Origin of the sequence: Paraburkholderia sp. BL6669N2 (assembly GCF_003387275.1) — a bacterium.
GTDB lineage: Bacteria > Pseudomonadota > Gammaproteobacteria > Burkholderiales > Burkholderiaceae > Paraburkholderia.
In genome coordinates, this window is record NZ_QUNA01000001.1 from 1,778,267 (window position 1) to 1,795,527 (window position 17,261).

Here is a 17,261-nt window from a genome sequence, read left to right on the forward strand (position 1 = left end):
CTCAAAGGTGTTTTTCAGAGACTTCGTGAAGCTCGACCAACCGTTTTTGCCGTCCGTGAGCATTTGCAGGAAACCGTTGTGGAAATCGGTCCCGATGCCATCAATCGTGCTCTGCCAGCTCTTAACCAGATCGTCCTGCTGTTTCTTTGCCTGCGCCAGATCGTCGAGCGTCGCCTGATCGCTCGCAACCCCATGCAGCGCAGTCGAAAGTGACTTTGCTTTCGCGATCGCTTCGTCCCACGACTTCGTGTCGGCGAGATTGCCCTGCAGCAGCGCATCGCACGCCCCTGCTCGAGCGCGGCCACAGTGTCGTCAGCACGCGATGCCTTCAGGCCATCGATCGCGGCCTTCGTCATGCCGAAGGTGTCGATCTGATCCTGCAGCGACTGCCCCTGCTGGTTCGCCGAGTCGATCTGCTTCTGCATCGCATCGAGCTGGGACTTGCCGTATTTGTCCCACACCTCGTCTTCCTGCGCGGCCGACTGCGCTACCTTCTGGAAGAATTCCTCGACGGCCTTGCCGCCGTCAGCAAGAACCTTGCGTTCCTGATTGGCAAGCTGTGCGCGCTGCACGGCACTCAAGTTCCGGTTGTTCATGCCCTGCGCGATCAGCGCAGCTTCCCGGTTCGCGGCGTCGATATGATCGGTCGCGGCCTGGGCGAGCAGATTGCGATCCAGCGTGTAATAGTCGGTGATCGACAGCGCACCGCCCTTGTACTGCGCGTCGAGCACCTTGCGTGCACTGTCCACCGCCGACAGTTCCTGTGCAAGCTCATCTTTCACGGCCTGCACTTCGCCCGTGAGTTCGGCACGATCGACGAGTCCCGTGCCGCCCTTGCGGCCGGTCTTATCCTTGTCCTTATCGTTGATCTTCTGTTCGTCGGCGAGCTGCTGCTCCGGGCTCAGATTGAGCGCAGCCGTCTTGTCCAGATACTCGTTGACCGCCTTGACGCGCTTTTCGGCGGGCGTCGCAAACTGCTCGTTCCACGTTGCATACCACCGCTTCGCGTCGATCAGCTGCTGCTGTTGCTCACTTTGCGACGCCTTGTCACGGGCAGCTTTCACTGCCGCATCGCGCGCGGCGATCGCCTTCTGCAGGTCGGCTTCGTCGTTGGCGTCCCACGTGCCGAGCGGATTACGCGCCTGTTTATTGGCCAGCATGCGCGCGACGACTTCAGCCGGCCCGGCGGTCGCACCGAACGAACCGACGGCCTCGATCGCGCCGTTGATCATGCTTTTGATATCACGCCAGCCGGCGAGAATGATGCCTTCGTTCCGTGCGATCTCGCCCGTGCGTTCGTCCATCGCCTTCGAGAACGCCTCGACGGCAATCTGCGCAGCACCGGTCGCATCGCCCTGCTTTTCGAGCGCGGCGATCTGCTCGTACGTCGACGCAGTGAGATAGTGATACTGGTCGTTCAGCGCAACAGATGCCTTGACCGGGTCTTCCGCGAGCCTGGTGAAATCGTCCACCATCTGTTTGACCGAGATCGACGTATACGTCGCAGCGTCAGCCGTCGTGCGCCCGAGATCGGCGATTTCTTGCCCGGTCAGCCGCCCGGTTGCCGCCAGAGCCGTCACTGCCTGAGCAGCGGTGTCGAAGGTTGCTCCGCCGGCCGTCGCGGCCTGTGCCATGCCGCGCAGTTCCTCCGTCGTGACGCCCGCATAATCGCCGGTCACGACGAGCGCCTCGTTCATCGCGGCGTTCTGCTCGGACACCTTGTACATCGCAGCACCGGCCAGCAGGATCGGCGCGGCGATCGCGGCGACTGCGAGCCCGGCGCCCGATGTCGCGACCTCCATCAGGTCCATGCGCTCGGCGAGCACCATCAGCGATCCGCCGAAGTTGCTCCAGCTGCCGGTCGCGGCCTCATGAGCGAGGACAATCACTTCCCTGCGCGCGCCCGCTGTCTTGAGCCCGAAACCCTCGACGGCAGCGCCCGCAGCCTGCGCGCCGGTCGCGACCGACGTCAGCGCCTGGCGACTGGTCGCAATGTCCGCCATCGCCCGCCTGAAATCCGCCGAGGCCAGTGCGCCCGAGCGGAACGACGCTTCGAGCTGCGCCTCCTGCTGGGCGAGTTGGCGAAGACCAATGCCCGCCTGATCCGCCTTGATGCCGTTCAGCGCGCGCTCGTAATCGGCCGCAGAGATTGCGCCAGATCTAAAAGCATCTTCGAGCAGCGCCTGATCGGCCTCAAGCTTTCGCGTGGCAGCACCGAGCGGGTCATACTTCGCCGCGAGTGCTGCGAGTGACTTCGAGCGCGCATCCTCATCCTTGCCAATGGCAGCAAGCGCCGCATCGTATTCCTGCATCGACAGCCTGCCGGTCGCCATTGCACGGTCGAGGCGCGCATACTGATCGCCAATGGTTGCGAAGCCTGAGCCGCCTTGTGCAAGCGTCGACCTCAACGCCTGCATTTCATCATTCATCGCGACAGTCGCATGCTGCGCGTCGATCATCGACTGCGTTTGTGCCGCAACATTGGCGCGTACCTGGTCTGCCGATACGCCCACCGTACTGATACTACTCGTGGCACTCTGCGAAGCCGACGACAACTGCACCATCGCCTGCTGCGCTTCGAGCGAGCGCGCGACCATATCTTTGATGCGAGCGGCGGCCTGCGCCTCGGCATCAGCCAGCAGCGTCGTGCTGCCGGCGAGTCCTGCGCCGGATGCACCCGCCGCCTGCATCGCAGCGGCCAGATCCTTCGCGCCAAACGAACCCGCCGACAGTGCCGCGCCAATCTGCGCGGCTGTCGTGACCGTCCGGTTCTGGCTTTCGGTCAGCTCGGCCAGATACTGCGTCGAATCGAGCGTCAGGGTGACGTTAATGGCTCCGGCCGAAGCTCCCATAGTGCATTTCCCCAGAAGCGCCCGCCGGCGCAATTACGTTCGTGACGCGCGGGCCGAAAAAACATCGAGCGCCGCACGCTCCATCACGCGGACCGCGTCAAACAGTTCGCGGTGCCGCTTTCTCTTGAAGCCAAAGATGCGAAGAACTGACTCGACTGCGGTGTAGTCGAGTCCCTCATAAAAGACGCCGCCACCACTCAACGATGAGACGACCGATTTCTTCCACTGCGTGCCGAGTGAGGTGAACACCTCCACCGCGTCCCAGTTTTCGGGCAGGACTTCGAAGTCATCCTCACCGGGACGCGAGCGTGCCACATCGACCACGTCAGCAGGTGCGCCGAACGCCGCGAGCGCATCAGCGACGTCGGCGTCGACAGCAAAGTCGTTTCGCCGCTCTCCCGCCCAATAGCGGGCGGCGTCCGTCAGTTTTTTTCCGGCAGCGCCACATTGGCCCGCACATACTCCTGCGACAGTTGCCGCACACGATGCGGATCGGCGATCAACGCGTCGAAATTCTCCGGGGAATATTCGATCGGGCCGTCGCTGCCCAGCACCTCACCACTCGGCCAGCCGACAATAACTTTCTTCAGCAGATCGGCCTGGGACTCCTTGATCAGCTCCTGAAACTCCGGCTCGTCGACACGACGCACAATCAGCGTTATCGCGGACTCGACGACCTCGCCGCTTTCGGCGATTTCGCGCAGCTTGAATTTCCACTTGAAGGTATTGCTGCGGGCGAGAACGATCGGCATGAAACACTCCTTTGAAATGAAACGGGCCGCACTTATGCGGCCCGAGGTACTGGGACAAAAACTGCGGAAAGTTACTTTGCTCAGGTGAGTGCGATCGAGATTTCGTCGTTACCGAGCAGCGTGTTGAATGTGAGCGTCGCCGAAAGGCTGGCGATGCCGTTGTTGTCCGTATAGGACGGCGACGTGAGTTGCACGGCGGGCGCCGCGATGGTCACGATGTTGCCGGGCGCCTTACCGTGCTGCAGCGACAGGGGGAGGTTCTGCGCTCCCGCGATCGAACTCCAGTAATCCTTGTCGCTCACCCGCGCGAGCTCAAACACGACGTTGCCGGTCGGCTTGCGATCGGTGATCAACGCGCCGGCCGCACCCGGCAGGCTGCGATAAGTGACCGTGTTGGCCACATCGGCGGTGAAGGCATTGAGAACGGCGGAATAGCCAGCCATCGTGAAAGCGGGCGTATTCTCGTTGTTGACCACCAGCGGATCCTTGAACTTCGAGAAGTCCGGCGTCGGCAGCGCCTGGTCGATCACCGGCACATAGTCGCCGGTGAATTTGAACTTGAACTTCGGCACCGCGTTCGACGTGAGGTCGAGCGACACCGTGCCGAATGCATTCGTGAGCTTGTGCAGCAACCCATCGAGGTAGTAGTAAATCGTCGCCGGCAAGGGATCGTCGCTGACCGGGTGATAGGTGACACCGGTGTCGGCAACCACTGTCGATGCAAACGAGCAGGCAAGCAACAGCGGCTCCCATGCGGGTGCTTCGCCAACCGTGCCGCCGCCTGCGATTTCGACGCTGAACGACAATTCGGCATGCTTTTCCGACACAAGCTGCTGGTCGTTGCCGAGATAGCCCTTCACGTTGTTACGCTGCGCATATTGCGCAGCAATCGGCGTCGAGCTGACGTCGCTGACGAGCATTGCATCGTCGGCGCCGGTCGGAACACCGGGAATGCCGATTGCCGTCTGCAGCACGGCGAGAACCACTGTCTTGCGGGTACGCTTGGTCATGAGCCTGATTCCTGTGTGAATGTGAAAAGGCGACACGCGCTCCGGCTCGCCCGACCTATCCAGTCAGGCTGTTCGACCGCGTTCGATACGTGTAGAGGTAATGGACCGTTCGAAGACAGGACTCGCCGTCCACGTTCGCGAAGATGGGCGGGTCCGTCTGCCCTTCGTCGCTGCCGATCAGCGCCGGTGCGTCGAAATCCATGATGATCGGATGGGCCAGCTCGAGTACGCTGTCGGCCGCCTGATCCGGCGTCGTGTCGCGCGTGATGACCGTACAGAGGATTTCGGTCTGTCGCGTTGCGAACCCGATCGCAGACCGGTCAGGCGGTGCATCGGCGCCCAGATGCAGGATCAGCGCGAGCGTGTGCTGCGCATCGAGCGCATCCACGACGGAACGGCCGACCTGCACGTTGAGCTGCTGCATGCCGGGGTCGGCCGCCATCAGATCGAGTAACGCGCCGACGTACTGCTCGCGAAGTGTCGTCATAGGCGTTTGAGAGGAGCAAAGCTGAAAATCCCTGCTTCATCCTTCGGGCGCCCAGCTCGCGTCACCTCGTAACGCCGGCCAGCGATCTGGATCACCGCCAACTTCGGCAGGGCCGGGACATCGGACGTGCGGTATTCGATCCCGTAGTCGACCGCTTGCGCCATGTTCTCCAGAATGTCGGAGCCAGGCTGCAGGAAGTCTGCCCAGAACGGTTGTGGCACGTCGGCGCCGCTGATGACCGTGACATCGGCCAGCATGCCGGCATCGACGGCCGCATCGAACAGCGCACCGAGATCGAAGTCGCTCACAGCCAGAGCCGCACGTTGGCCGTGGAGTCGGCCGCCGCCTTCGGTGCGGCAAAGTGGCCGATCGGGTCGTTGTCTTCCGCGATGACCGTCACGACATTGTTCGTCGAGTCCCAATATGCCTTGTCGCCCACCACCGCCGCGCCGGTCGTCGCGCTGGGCAGCGCATAGACGCCACCGGTGTTGTATTCGCCCTGGGCGTTGGCAGCGTATGTACCGGAGGCGACTGCCGGCAGCTTGCCGTTGCCCAGCAGCACGAGCTGGCCCGACGTGACCGCGGCGGCCAGCGTCGCGGTGACCGTGCGACCCTTCTGGATAAAGTTGTTCATGGATCAGTTCCTGATGAAGTGAGAAAGACAGGACTGCACCGGCTCGGCGCCGGCACACTGGCGGCTCACTGGCCGGGATTGCGGAAAAGACCGCGCCAGTCGATGGCCTTCGCTGCAAAATCGAGCCGTGCCTTGACCTTCAGGCCGTCGACGTCGAAATCGAGATCCTGCTCGGTGTACAGCCCCTGCTCGCCTTCGAGGTAGCAGTACTCGATCGTGTCGATTGCAGCCGGGTCTGCCGCGAGATACCACGCCGTCGTACTGATCGCATCGAGACGCGGCTCGACGACTGGCGTGAGCGTGCTGTAGAACGGGTTCTGCTGGTTTGCCTGATTCGGCACGTACTGGTTGCTCGTCAACTGGCCGGCGGTCGTTTCCAGCGTGGCCGGCACCAGCAGGAATTTCGGCGCACCGTTCAACGGCGTGCCGTCACCCGGCGATTTCTGCAGGCGCATCGCGGTACGCCCTGCCGAAAGCGTATCGATCGCGATTGCGCCGCCTGCACCGAGATTGCCGTGCTGCGCGTGGAATATAGGCTTGCCGTCCGACATCACGGCGTTGCCCGTCAGGGCGCCATACACCACGTCCGATTCCAGGTTTGCAGCAGAGCGGCCGAAGTATGTCGGCACGCGCTGCAGCGCTGAGAGATCGTCGTTGATGATCATCTGGCGCGTGAAGCTGATGATTTTCCCGTACGAGCCGAGCTGGATCACTTCGCCGCCGTCGATCAGCTTGCCGTACTTGTACTCGCCGGATTCGTTGACTTTTTCGAGCTTCAGCGCACCGTCGACCATCACGCGCGTGGCCGGGCGGAAATCGGTCAGCGTGCCCTGACGCGCCCAGCTCGTGAACGAACGCGGCGCAGCGCTGTAGGCATCACGCAGCGTGCGGTTGATCACGTTGCCGAACACGATCGGCAGGTCGGAGGTCGTGTTGTAGCCGGCACGGGTCAGCCCGAGGGCCATACCCGCGAGCTGGCGAAGCTCCATGCCGCGCGTGTCGATCCCCACCGCTTCGAGCCCTTCACGGCACATCTCGCGCAGCGTCATGCCACGATACTGGCGGGCCGCGTCGTTGAGTTCCTGACGCGGGTTCACGCGATGCATCACCGCATCCGTCATTGCCGCACGGCGAACATCGGTCTCGTCGGTCACCGTCACAATGTTCGACGCACCCCGCTGCGGATTCGCGTTCGAACGCTCTGCCTGCAGGCGCAGGATTTCAGCGCGTGCCGCGTCCACCGTCACACCGCGTTCGATGAAACCGTTCAGCAGCTCGTCCTGATTGTCGAGCACGCTCGCGCGAACTGCCGTACGCAGATCGATCATGCGCTGGCGTTCCGCCGCTGCACCTTCGTTGCGGGCGGCTTCGCTTTGGGCCGCAGCTGCAGCGTTTCGTGCCGCCTCCGAGGTATCCGGACCGGACGGGTTGGCGGGGGTTTGAGGTTCGTTTTCACCGGGCATCACAGCTCCTTGGTTATGTTGCGAGGCGCGCGCCCCGACTGAAGAAGCCCCTGCGCTTCGCTCGACGAATTCGCAGGGGAAAAAGCGTTGGTCAGGCGAGCCGCCTGCATTGCGCACGGTGGCGTTCGGATCGGCCGGAATCGACACCAGCGAGATCTCGTACGGCTCCCAGTCGGTCGCGCGGTAAATCCACTGATCGTTGCCCTCCTGGCCGGGCGCGATCATGTCGTACCGGTACGTCCGGTAGCCGAAAGAGATGTTGCGGAGAATGCCGTCCTGCACGTCCTGAAAATACGGCTGCACGGCATCGCGCGACGAGAAGCGCAGCTGCGCCTGGCCGGTACTGCTCGCGCTGTCGAGCGACGCACTGGACACGACACCGAGCACCGAATCGAGGCCGCCCCAGCGGTCGTGATCGTTCAGAACCGGCGCATTGCCAGAGCGCAGGCGGTCCATCCGGACAGCGCCCGGCTCCGTGCTCAGCTCTTCCATATAGGTGCGATCGCGCATCCAGTCGTAGCGTTGCACCTGTGCACCGGCCGTCCATGTGACATCCACCGTGCGGTTTTGCGCATCGACAGTTCCAACCGGCTGCAGGCGCGTTTGAAGCGGCATCGCCGACGGTGCACCGGCACCGCCGCGACGACCATTAACGGGTTCGGGCATGGTTCACTCCAATGGGAAACGCCCGCATGAGAGCGGGCGTTTCAGAGTTTTCAAAGTTGCTTTGCGACGACTACTGCGGCAACTACTGCGGCAACTACTGCGACACCGCCGAGAGGATCTGCTCCAGCCGGTCGAGAACGTCGTGCGCCGATTTCGCGTCGAGTGCGCGGCCCGAGATGGGCACCTCGATCGCGAGCGGGTCTGCATTGACCTCGGCATCGACCTCGTCCGGGTCTTCGCCGAGATCTCGAATGCTCTGATGCCGGCTCTTCAGACGGGCGTCGATCAGCGCGATGATGCCGTTCGCTTCGCGCAAAGGATCGATAAATTCGATGCGCTGCGGCGACCACGACACGTCCGCCACCGGCTGTCTCGTCCTGCCAGCAAGATAGGCCGTCGAAACGAAGCGGCTCGCGACCGCTTCGCAGAACATTGGAATGAAGATGAGCCACAGGTCCTGCTCGAGGAAACGCTTGAATTCCATTTTCCCCATGCGACCGCTGGTGAAATTGACCTGCGAATAGTCGCCGGTCAACTGCTCATACGTGGTGTCCGTGCCAGCTGCAATCGCACGCAGGTCGACGCGTACGTTCCCCTCATAGTCATTGCTGGTTGCAGGCGCAGAGAAACCAACTGTTTCACCGGGCCGCAGATACTCGACCATGCCGGGCGAGAGCGACTCGACACGGCGGGAATCTCCCGGCGTGGATGCGCTCGGGCGCCCCACCTGAAAGCCCTCATCGCTTGACGTGACGAACGCCGCGAAGCAGGCCTCGATCTTTTTACGCACCAGCTCGGCGTCCTGATACTCGTCGAGGTCGCGGGCTTTCCAGATCGCAGACGCAAGCCAGGGGAACCCGCGCACCGCATTAGGCCGATCGATTGCATCAAACAGGTGGATGACTTCCGAGGCCGGCACAAATCGGCTCATCATGTTGCGCGGCACCTGCGCCACTTCTCCGGGATGCTGATCGAACAGCCAGTAACCTGTGCGCTGGCCGATCATGTTGAACTGCACGCCCGCCACAATGAACCCGCCGTCGACGGGACCGATTTTCAACGTATCCAGAAAATCGATCTCAAGAATCTGCAACTGAAGCGGCACTTCCATGCCGTCCTGCGGCAGACGCGTACGAAACCTGAGTAGCACTTCGCCCGACTCCTTCAGGGCCTTGTATGCCTGCGCCTGCAAGCCATAAAAGTCCAGCAGCCCGCCGGCATCACAAACCTTGATCCACCGTTTCCATACCTTCTGAAGATCCTTGTCGGTGAATTTGGCCTGCACACCGGTCCCGATCGCATTCGCCACGAGAATCTTCAGCGCTCGCCGGATGTGCGGGTTGTTGCGCACCAGGTCCCGCGCGCGGTTGCGCAGAATGCCGAGCGCCGGCAGCACCTCCGCCGTCGAGCTTGCACCGGACGCACGCCAGCCCGCCGAGCGCGGCCCACGCTTCGCGCCGTCGAAACCGCGCGCCGCATGGATCGAGACGCGCGCTCGCATCCGTCTCGCAGCGATCCCCGGCGCCACGTACTCAATCGCCCTGTCGATAAAGTTTGTTTTCATGTCAGAACCGTTGGTAAATGGCGATGCTGGATCGCGGCACGCCGGGCGATTGTTGCTTCGCAAGGTCCGTTTTGATCACATCGCGGGCACGCAACAGATCGCCCATGGACCGATAGGTAATGCGCTTGCCGTTGTATTCGACCGACAGCGTCCCGGTCGCAATGGCTTTCTCGATCGCGTCGAGGTTCTGCTGGTTAAATGCCATATCTATCGCCTTAGCCAGTTGTCCCGGCGTGGAATCCATGAGTTCTGCGTCGCACCCGCGTTGGTCGCTGGCGCCGCCGGTTCGCTTGCCGTGTCGACCGTCGCCACCGCCAGCTCCGTGTCCGGAACAATGTCGAGCACGGCAATGTCCGCGTCAGCCGGTTCCGCCGCGCCAGCAGGTTCCGGAGCCGGCACTGGCACCGGCACCTGCACCGGCACGTCATGAGCCGGAACAGACGCGAAAAGATCCTGCACACGCGGCTCGATCACCGCTTCGAGCGCCGCCCAGTCGGCGTCCTGATAGGCATTCAGGCGCAACCGTGGGTGATACGCGCATGCGAAGTTGTAGACCTTCAGATCGAGCGCTTCGTTACGCTTCCGGAGCTTGTCCCAGCGGTCTTTCGACGGGTTGTACGCCTCTGCCGTGAGCTGCTCGAAGTACTCGTCGTCGAGATCGACCGAGAAGTGCATGCGCCGGTCGACGACTTCGCGATCCTCGTCGCCGAGCAGCGCACCGAAGATGCGGCTCTTCGCGGTGTCGGTGCCGACCGGCCAGAGCTTCACGCCGTTCGGATAGGTCTTGCCCTTGACCGTCACATCCTGATCAGTCGGGCGGCCGATGATCGGCTTGTGTTTCTCTTTCGCACCCTTGATGGCGAACACACCACGGTGGCGTCGCAGCCGGCAATAGTCATACACGTCCTGCGTACGACTGCCGCCCGAGTCGACAGCACACAGCTCGATGCGCATCGGCACGCCAAACTGATTGGTGATCGGCGTGTCGAGATACCTGTCGAGCTGGTTCCACACGTCAGGCAACGCCGGGTCACCTCGAAACACAACGTGGTCGACTGTCCAGTTGCGCATGCCGCGCCCCCAGCCGGAAATCTCCGCTTCCAGGCGGTCGTTCTGCGTGTCAACCGCACAGGTCAGCAGCAGGCAGCCGAGCGGGATCGTGCGCAGCTTGTATGGCTCGGCACGACGCTTGATCGTCTCCCACTTCATCTCCGCGCTCTTGTCTTCCCAGCACTCGGCGAGCGCGTTGTTGACGAACGCGATCATCTTGTCGGTGTCGGTTTGCGCGGCCTCCCAGTCGTCCATAAGATCGGACCACGGGCGCCATCCGAGCGGCGCGTACAGCGCACTCAGGTGGAAGCTGGCCGTCTTGCTATCACCCACCGCCGTCGGCATCCAGTAGGCACCTTCATAGCCCCGCGTTTTCCAGACGCTTTCAGGATTGCCGGCACCGCAGCCTGTCTGGCAGTAATACAGCACGACACCCGGATCGTCCGGCGAGCGGCGCATGCCCTTGCGCCAGTCGAAGAACTGCGGCGAGCCGCAGTCCGGACACCGGACGAAATACCTCCGCTGGTCGCCAGTCTCGTATAGCTTCTCGATCTGCGAGCGGCGCTTGATGGTCGGCGTGCTATTGGCGAAGATTTTCGCGCGGCGACCAAAGTTACTTGTGCGGTTTTTCGCGAGCTCGATCGGATTGCCCTGACCGTCGACGTTGAGCACGTACTCGTCGATTTCCTCGAGCAGCACGTAGCGCACCGTCGTCGACTTCAGGCGACCTGCTCTCGTCGCACTGACGAGGTTCATCAGCCCGCCAGGGAATTTCTTGCGCAGCTTGGTATTTTCGCTGCCCTTCTTCATCGCGTCGCGCACGCGGCGGCGCAAATCCGGCGTCGACGAGCGCATCGGCTCGAAGCGGTCCATTTCCCACTTCTCGGCGTCGTCGTAGGTCGCGAACACCGCGAGGATGTTGCCGGCCGCCGTCGTGATACAGCGACCAATGAAGTTTTCGCCCAGCGCCGAGCCGCCGAGCTGGTGCCCCTTCATGAGCCCGACAGTGATCACGCGGCTGTTATCGAACGGCCGGTCATCGTCATGCGCGTAGCGCGTTACAGCGCTCGCCTGACCCGAGAGCGCATCCATGATGCCGACGAGGTACGGTGTGCGCTCATTCCGCCACTTGCCGGGTTCAGGGCTGCTCTCCGGCAGCACGCGATGCTTCTCCGACCACTCGGCGATGCCGATGCGCCTGTCAGGCCGTATCGCCTCCGTGATCGTCTTCAGAAATGCTTCGGTCGCTCCCATCGGCGTCATCCATATCGTTTTCGCTCAGGAGCGCCGTCGCGTCCACAGACGCAAGCGCGCGAACGAGCTCCGCCTCGAGCATCGACTCGACCCTGACCGGATCAGTCTCTGCAGCAAGCGCGTCTTTCAGACGAACAGGAATGTTCATCACGTTGTCGCGCACGGTGCGAAACGCGGTGAAGGCGAGGCGCTGTGCGTCAGCAAGCGGCAGAGTCGTGCCGCGCTCACGCTCGAGGTCCATGCGCTCGCGCTCGAGCCGCGTCTGTTCTCTCGCCGCCCGCGCAGCGCGATAGGCGACCATCGAAGGGTCTTCCTTGCTCGCGACAGCAGGAACGTCGTCGTCTTCCTCATCGTCGTCAGGATTAGCCGGAGGAGACGGCATTGAAAACGCGGCATTCGCGAGTGACGGGCGGGATTGGTCGGTGATCGACCGCCGCGACTCGTCGGTATTGCGGCGCCATGCCGCAACAGCTGCATCGGCATCGATCTTGCCGTCTGCATCGACAGCAATGCGTCCGGACTGGATGGCCTTCTGCACCGCGCGCAGCGTCACGCCGATGTGCCGGGCAAACGCCCTTTGCCCAAGCTTGGCCATGCGGCCTCCAGAAACGGAAAAGGGGCAGTCGGTGACTACCCGACTACCCCCATAATGACTACCTGACTACCAGAGTGACTACCCTGAAAAGTTGCTTTGACCGCGCGTGTAATGGGGCTCGAATTACCCGCATACCCGCCCTTTCAGAAAGGACCCACGACCCCACGGACAACTCGTGACACGGGCACGCGCCTCACCATCGCGCGGTGGCCAGTGCCATCATCAACGCCTGCTGCATTGCAGGTTCAAGCGTCGCGTCGACGGTCTGCTCCGCTACATCATAGAACGGGTAACGCTCTTCGTAATGCGGCGTCGCACTGAATGCGAACACGGGACGAATGGCGCTGCCATGTCCGAACGTGTACCGCGCCCAGATGCCGAGAGCGAACCGCCCGCCGGCGGGCTTGCCCACGAAGTAGCGTACGCCCTTGATAGGATCACGCGGCTTGCGCCTTTTCGAGCGTGCCGTTTCGTTCTGCGCGCTGTCACGTGACGCGCGGATCTGCGAGGCCACCGACGAGTAGATGCCACGCGGCACATTGCCGAACGCGTCACGAACGTTAGCGTTCGTCGGCATCACGTAGTCGCCGTTAGGCAACGCGGCCGACAGCGCGAGCATCTGTTCGAACCGCGTGTAGCCACGCGAACCACCAAACACCTGAGGTTGCAGGTACGTAGCGGCCGGTGTGCCCTTGTATGCGAACTGGCGGAACCCGACCTGCGCACTCGGTTGCGCCGAAGTGGCACGTTGCATGATGGACACCGAGTTCAGCGTCCACGTCGTCGGTCGATCGAACACGTCGCGCATCTCGCGTTGCTGCGCGAGAACAATGGTCTGCGCAACGATGTTGAGCGCACTGCGAGCGGCATACACGAACTGTTTGCCCGCTTTCCCTTCGAGCGTTTGCAACAGCGGCAAAGCTTTAACCTGCGCGTTGACCTTATCCATTCGGCGCCCAATGCAAAAAGCCCCGACGCTTTCGCGATCAGGGCTTGACGATTCTGTGTTTCGTGAAGGCGCACGCCTCCACATGACCTAACGGGCTCCAGTTTTTATTTTTATGTCGCCGAGAGGGTTGCGCCACGAGCTGGCGGGCGCTCCATGTATCCAGTGACTCGGTAAAGGATTGGCGAAATATATTCGATCGAATCTTGATTTGCAAGATTTTCATACTCGCATCTGCCTGCGGACTGTGTCCGCCGCACTGCCATCCACCTTGTCGAGCATCGAGAAGACCATGTGAAAGTATCGCTCCCATTGCGCGCGATAGAGTTCGATCGACACGCCGAGCGCCAGGGCACGTTCGGCGTTGTCGACCGCTAACCGCGCGGTGCCGCCGCAATGCGGACAGATCTGGCGACCGTCACGGCTGGGCTTTTGCTCGTTATGTATCGATCCGCGTCCGTTGCAAGTGTCGCATCGCTGATATTCGCGAAAGACCATAGGCGCACGGCCATTGTGGGCAAATGGAATGCGCTCCTCACTGACGACGACGGAGCGCTCACCATGGCATGTTGGACATTCTGACTCAATGACTTTCGCAGACGGAGGCTTGCCTGAGCGGCCGAATACCCCGCGACCTTCGCAATGCGGACAGCGGTCAGCCACCCATTCCACGATTGCGCGTTGAGCGAGGCGCTCCACGATATCCGCATGAGAACGCTCGAACTCATGCCCCGACCGGCGAGCGCGGTTCTCTTTCCGATCGAGGCCGGTGAATTTTCCGCGCGCGAACTTTCCCGACCAGCGGATGCGGTTGGCAAGCAATAGCGTTGCGCGCCGTAATCCCTTCTGCTTCACGTCCTGACCGTACTTCATTCGCCACAACAGGCTTCCAAGTTCGGCGGCGAACGCAAGTGCACCCAAAGTTACTTTTGGATCGCCCGTTGGTTCGCCCAATTGACTGCGAACATTCATCGCCACGCCGGCTTGCTCTTTAAGGTCGATCATCGTCTACCCCCTTATTGTCCCAATGTCCTAATGTCCCAAAGGAAAGGCTTGTGGGTGCGTGCGCGCCCGCGACATGCGCACCCTCACGTCGCGCATGTCGCGGGTGGGCACACACGCGCAAGGCGGGCGCTTGGGACGATGGGACACGAGACGTTCTGAAAGCCCCGAAAGCAGCGCGCCAAAGCTGGCGCGAGCGCGCGCCGAGGATGGGCTGTCAGCGCGCCGGGAATGATGAGGATCAAAGCGGCACATCATCGTCGGCACCAGCGGTTACAAGTTCAACGGCCGGCTGCGGTACTTCCTCTTCCTTCACGTAAAACCATTCACGACGACCGGTCGATTCCCGCTTGCGCACCCAGCCGAGTGACTTCAATGCCTTGCCGACACGCCGCTGCTCGGGCGGCGTCCACTTGGACGTGTCGAGCTTCAGGATGTCAGCCAGAATCTCTTCCATCGTGACGCGTCCCCGAAGCTCAAGATCGCGAGCAATGCGATCCTCGTACACATCGCCCTCGTAACGTTCAGCCTGCTCGCTTTCGAACAGCGGCTTCTCCGCTTCCGTCACGTGCCAGATCACGCCTTGCCGGTATAGATGCACCGCCTCGGCCCACAGCTGGTCGCGGTCCCGGCGTAGATCGTCAATCAGGATTGGGCCGCCGACACGAAGCGGCCAATAGCGACGATTGCCCGATTCATCCTTGAGGTACGTGTCGAAGTTGACCGACCCGGCGAACACACCCTGCCGGTGCACATCCGTTGCACGCTTGCCATAGAAGTTGCGAAACCGGTCCGTCTCGGTTGCGAAGAAGCTTTTGGCGGCCGACGAATCGCTTTTGTTGAGCGAGTCGAGCTCCGCCAGCTCGATGATCCACTTGCCAGCCATGACGGCGTACGTATCCTTGTCGCCAATGCGGATCGGCGAATTCGTGTACCACGGTTTGCCCGCGATCACTTCCAGCGCCGTCGACTTGAACCAGCCCTGCCTACCTTCGAGAATCAGTACGTTGTCGGCCTTGCAGCCTGGACGCATCACGCGCGCGACTGCTGCAATGAGCCACTTCATACCAGCCAGCTGGACGTATTCGCTGTCCGCCACTTTCATATAGCGCGTCGGCCAGCTGCGCACGCGTTCGACGCCATCCCAGACAACGCCCTCGAGGTATTCGCGTACATCGTGAAAGTGCGTTGCATCGGCGACCAGCAGCACTGCGCTCATCACGATGTCCTGTCGCACGGAGATGCCGTATTTCTGCGACAACCAGAGCACACAGCGAATGTCATCCATGTCGGACCACTCACCGGTCTCGCCCTGCGCGAACGGTGGCCGCTTTCGCTTCATGACACGGCCGGCGAAATCATCCTGCGCAATGACGCCCTGCCATGCCTTGTGATTCGACAGGATCAGATGCACATTGCCGAGTGTGGGCAGCAAATTGCCTTTTTCGGAACGCGCGAGATCACGCTCCCAAGTGTGCGCGCCGTTTTCAACATCGTGATCGGGCGCGTCGCCGGTTGCAGCGCCAGCGGACATCGCGGGCTCCGCTCCCGCGATGCGCAGTACAGAACGCGTTCCATTCGGATGCTCGTCCGAAACGATGCCCTCGACCGCCATGCGCTCGATCAGCCGCGCCGCGCGATTGAAGCCAATACTCAATGCACGCTGCACAAGCGAGACAGATGCACGAGCCGCGTTCCGCACGACCGCTACTGCGCGGTCATACAAAGGGTCGGCAGCAAGGTACTGGTCCTGCATCAGAGCAGTCAGCGGAACATCGTGTTTTGCCGGCGCCAGAGCGGCGAGTAGCGCGGACTGGATCTGCTGGCGCACGCTTTCGAGCCCTTCCGCGCAATGCAGATCATTGAAGTCTGTCAGTTTGCGATCACCGCGGTCGGCAAAGCACGGAAACACCACTGTAGCGTTCCCGATGTCCGTGGCCGCTTCATATGCATACTTCAGTCCAGCGTTCTCGAAGCGTCTGCGACGCTCCGGCATGACGTCATTCCAGATAGTCAGCTCGAGGAACTCGATGCCGCCGTTGATCTGTTTGCGCTCGGCACGCAGCATGTACCAGGTGTTTCTCGTCTCGACGCGGACTGCGTCGCCACCAGGCACCAGCTCTCCGCTGTAGCCGAAGTCTTCCAGAAGACAGTCGCGCAGGCGCTGATCAATTTTCCAGTCGTCGTCGGCGCACACCAGCACATGGAGATCGGGATGGCGTTCGCGCAAATGACGCCCAGCCGAAAGAATGCCGCCAGCGTCAAAGCAGACCACCAGCGGAATTGCCTCATTGGTAGCCATCCGGATCGATCGGGCCGTAGCGTAGCCCTCCGCGATCATCGCGACCTTGTCATCCCCGCCGATGTCACCGAGCAGATAAGTCGCGCCTTTCTTTTCCATCCCTTTGTTGAAGCGCTTCGCGCCATCCGGCGTAATCTTCTGCAAGCCGACAAGCCGGATGGTGTCGGTGTACTGGAACATCGGAACAAGCAATGTGCCCTCGGCGTCGAAACGCACGCCCTCAGGCGTGATCTGCTTCCTGTCGAGGTAGGCGGACACGCCGTCGTCGTTTGCCTTGTGCCACTGATCGCGCGCTCGATTCGCGGCGAGCTTTGCCGCTTGCGCCTTCTTCTCTGCTTCCGCCCGTTCCGCCGCATGCTGACGCTGGCGTGCCGCGTTGACGTCTTCCTGGGTAAGTGCCTCACCATGCCACTGGAAAGGTTGCGCCCCATTGTCATTGCCCGACCAGCGCCCGAATGCGCCCGTGTAACCGAGAATCTTGCCGGAACGTTCGATCAGGTGCAGCGAATACCAATACTTCTTGCCGGCCCCATACCGATGCGGCTTTCCGTCCGCGACCGGATGCCCGTCAGGCAGCCTGGGATGACCGTCCGCCGCGAGCTGCTGAACGATCTGCTCTAACGTTGACATTCGTTGATTCTCCTTTGGCGTTCACGTTGATGGGAAAACGCACGCCACACCGCA

At 62.0% G+C, this 17,261-nt stretch carries 15 protein-coding genes; all 15 read right to left on the reverse strand.

The genetic code is table 11. The features are described 5' to 3' along the window. Positions 1-14: 14 nt before the first annotated feature. Positions 15-2,852, reverse strand: coding sequence for a phage tail length tape measure family protein (locus B0G80_RS08190; RefSeq protein ID WP_116117653.1), 2,838 nt, complete (start codon positions 2,850-2,852; stop codon positions 15-17). Positions 2,853-2,885: 33 nt separating this feature from the next. Then, positions 2,886-3,176, reverse strand: a complete 291-nt coding sequence (locus B0G80_RS45750) for a DUF1799 domain-containing protein (protein ID WP_181919928.1) — start codon at positions 3,174-3,176, stop codon at positions 2,886-2,888. A 98-nt stretch (positions 3,177-3,274) separates the two neighbouring features. Then, positions 3,275-3,604 carry a hypothetical protein gene (locus B0G80_RS08200; protein ID WP_116117655.1) on the reverse strand — a complete coding sequence of 110 codons (330 nt, stop codon included), beginning with the start codon at positions 3,602-3,604 and terminating at the stop codon, positions 3,275-3,277. A gap of 80 nt (positions 3,605-3,684) precedes the next feature. Continuing rightward, a complete protein-coding gene (locus B0G80_RS08205) occupies positions 3,685-4,614 on the reverse strand; it encodes a hypothetical protein (protein WP_116117656.1) in 930 nt (309 codons plus the stop codon). Positions 4,615-4,669: 55 nt separating this feature from the next. Further along, positions 4,670-5,101, reverse strand: a complete 432-nt coding sequence (locus B0G80_RS08210; RefSeq protein ID WP_116117657.1) for a hypothetical protein — start codon at positions 5,099-5,101, stop codon at positions 4,670-4,672. Next, entirely contained in the window at positions 5,098-5,409 is a 312-nt protein-coding gene (locus B0G80_RS08215; protein ID WP_116117658.1) for a hypothetical protein, read from the reverse strand. The genes B0G80_RS08210 and B0G80_RS08215 overlap by 4 nt, the downstream gene beginning before the upstream one ends. Then, complete coding sequence (locus B0G80_RS08220; RefSeq protein ID WP_116117659.1) at positions 5,406-5,735, reverse strand: DUF2190 family protein; 330 nt, start codon at positions 5,733-5,735, stop codon at positions 5,406-5,408. The genes B0G80_RS08215 and B0G80_RS08220 overlap by 4 nt, the downstream gene beginning before the upstream one ends. A gap of 65 nt (positions 5,736-5,800) precedes the next feature. Further along, positions 5,801-7,864 carry a prohead protease/major capsid protein fusion protein gene (locus B0G80_RS08225; RefSeq protein ID WP_116117660.1) on the reverse strand — a complete coding sequence of 688 codons (2,064 nt, stop codon included), beginning with the start codon at positions 7,862-7,864 and terminating at the stop codon, positions 5,801-5,803. A 94-nt stretch (positions 7,865-7,958) separates the two neighbouring features. Further along, a complete protein-coding gene (locus tag B0G80_RS08230; RefSeq protein WP_116117661.1) occupies positions 7,959-9,428 on the reverse strand; it encodes a phage portal protein in 1,470 nt (489 codons plus the stop codon). Between the two features lies 1 nt (position 9,429). Beyond that, positions 9,430-9,672, reverse strand: coding sequence for a phage head-tail joining protein (locus B0G80_RS08235; protein ID WP_258878861.1), 243 nt, complete (start codon positions 9,670-9,672; stop codon positions 9,430-9,432). Further along, complete coding sequence (locus B0G80_RS08240) at positions 9,636-11,732, reverse strand: phage terminase large subunit family protein (protein WP_116117663.1); 2,097 nt, start codon at positions 11,730-11,732, stop codon at positions 9,636-9,638. Before B0G80_RS08240 ends, B0G80_RS08235 begins: the two co-directional genes overlap by 37 nt. Continuing rightward, the gene (locus B0G80_RS08245; protein WP_116117664.1) at positions 11,680-12,327 is read right to left on the reverse strand and encodes a hypothetical protein; all 648 of its coding nucleotides are present in this window, start codon (positions 12,325-12,327) and stop codon (positions 11,680-11,682) included. The genes B0G80_RS08240 and B0G80_RS08245 overlap by 53 nt, the downstream gene beginning before the upstream one ends. Before the next feature lie 193 nt (positions 12,328-12,520). Then, a complete protein-coding gene (locus B0G80_RS08250) occupies positions 12,521-13,276 on the reverse strand; it encodes a hypothetical protein (RefSeq protein ID WP_116117665.1) in 756 nt (251 codons plus the stop codon). A gap of 219 nt (positions 13,277-13,495) precedes the next feature. After that, entirely contained in the window at positions 13,496-14,278 is a 783-nt protein-coding gene (locus tag B0G80_RS08255; RefSeq protein ID WP_116117666.1) for a hypothetical protein, read from the reverse strand. Positions 14,279-14,516: 238 nt separating this feature from the next. Beyond that, positions 14,517-17,207: a VapE domain-containing protein gene (locus tag B0G80_RS08260; protein ID WP_116117667.1), complete on the reverse strand. Its 2,691-nt coding sequence runs from the start codon at positions 17,205-17,207 to the stop codon at positions 14,517-14,519. Positions 17,208-17,261: the final 54 nt, after the last annotated feature.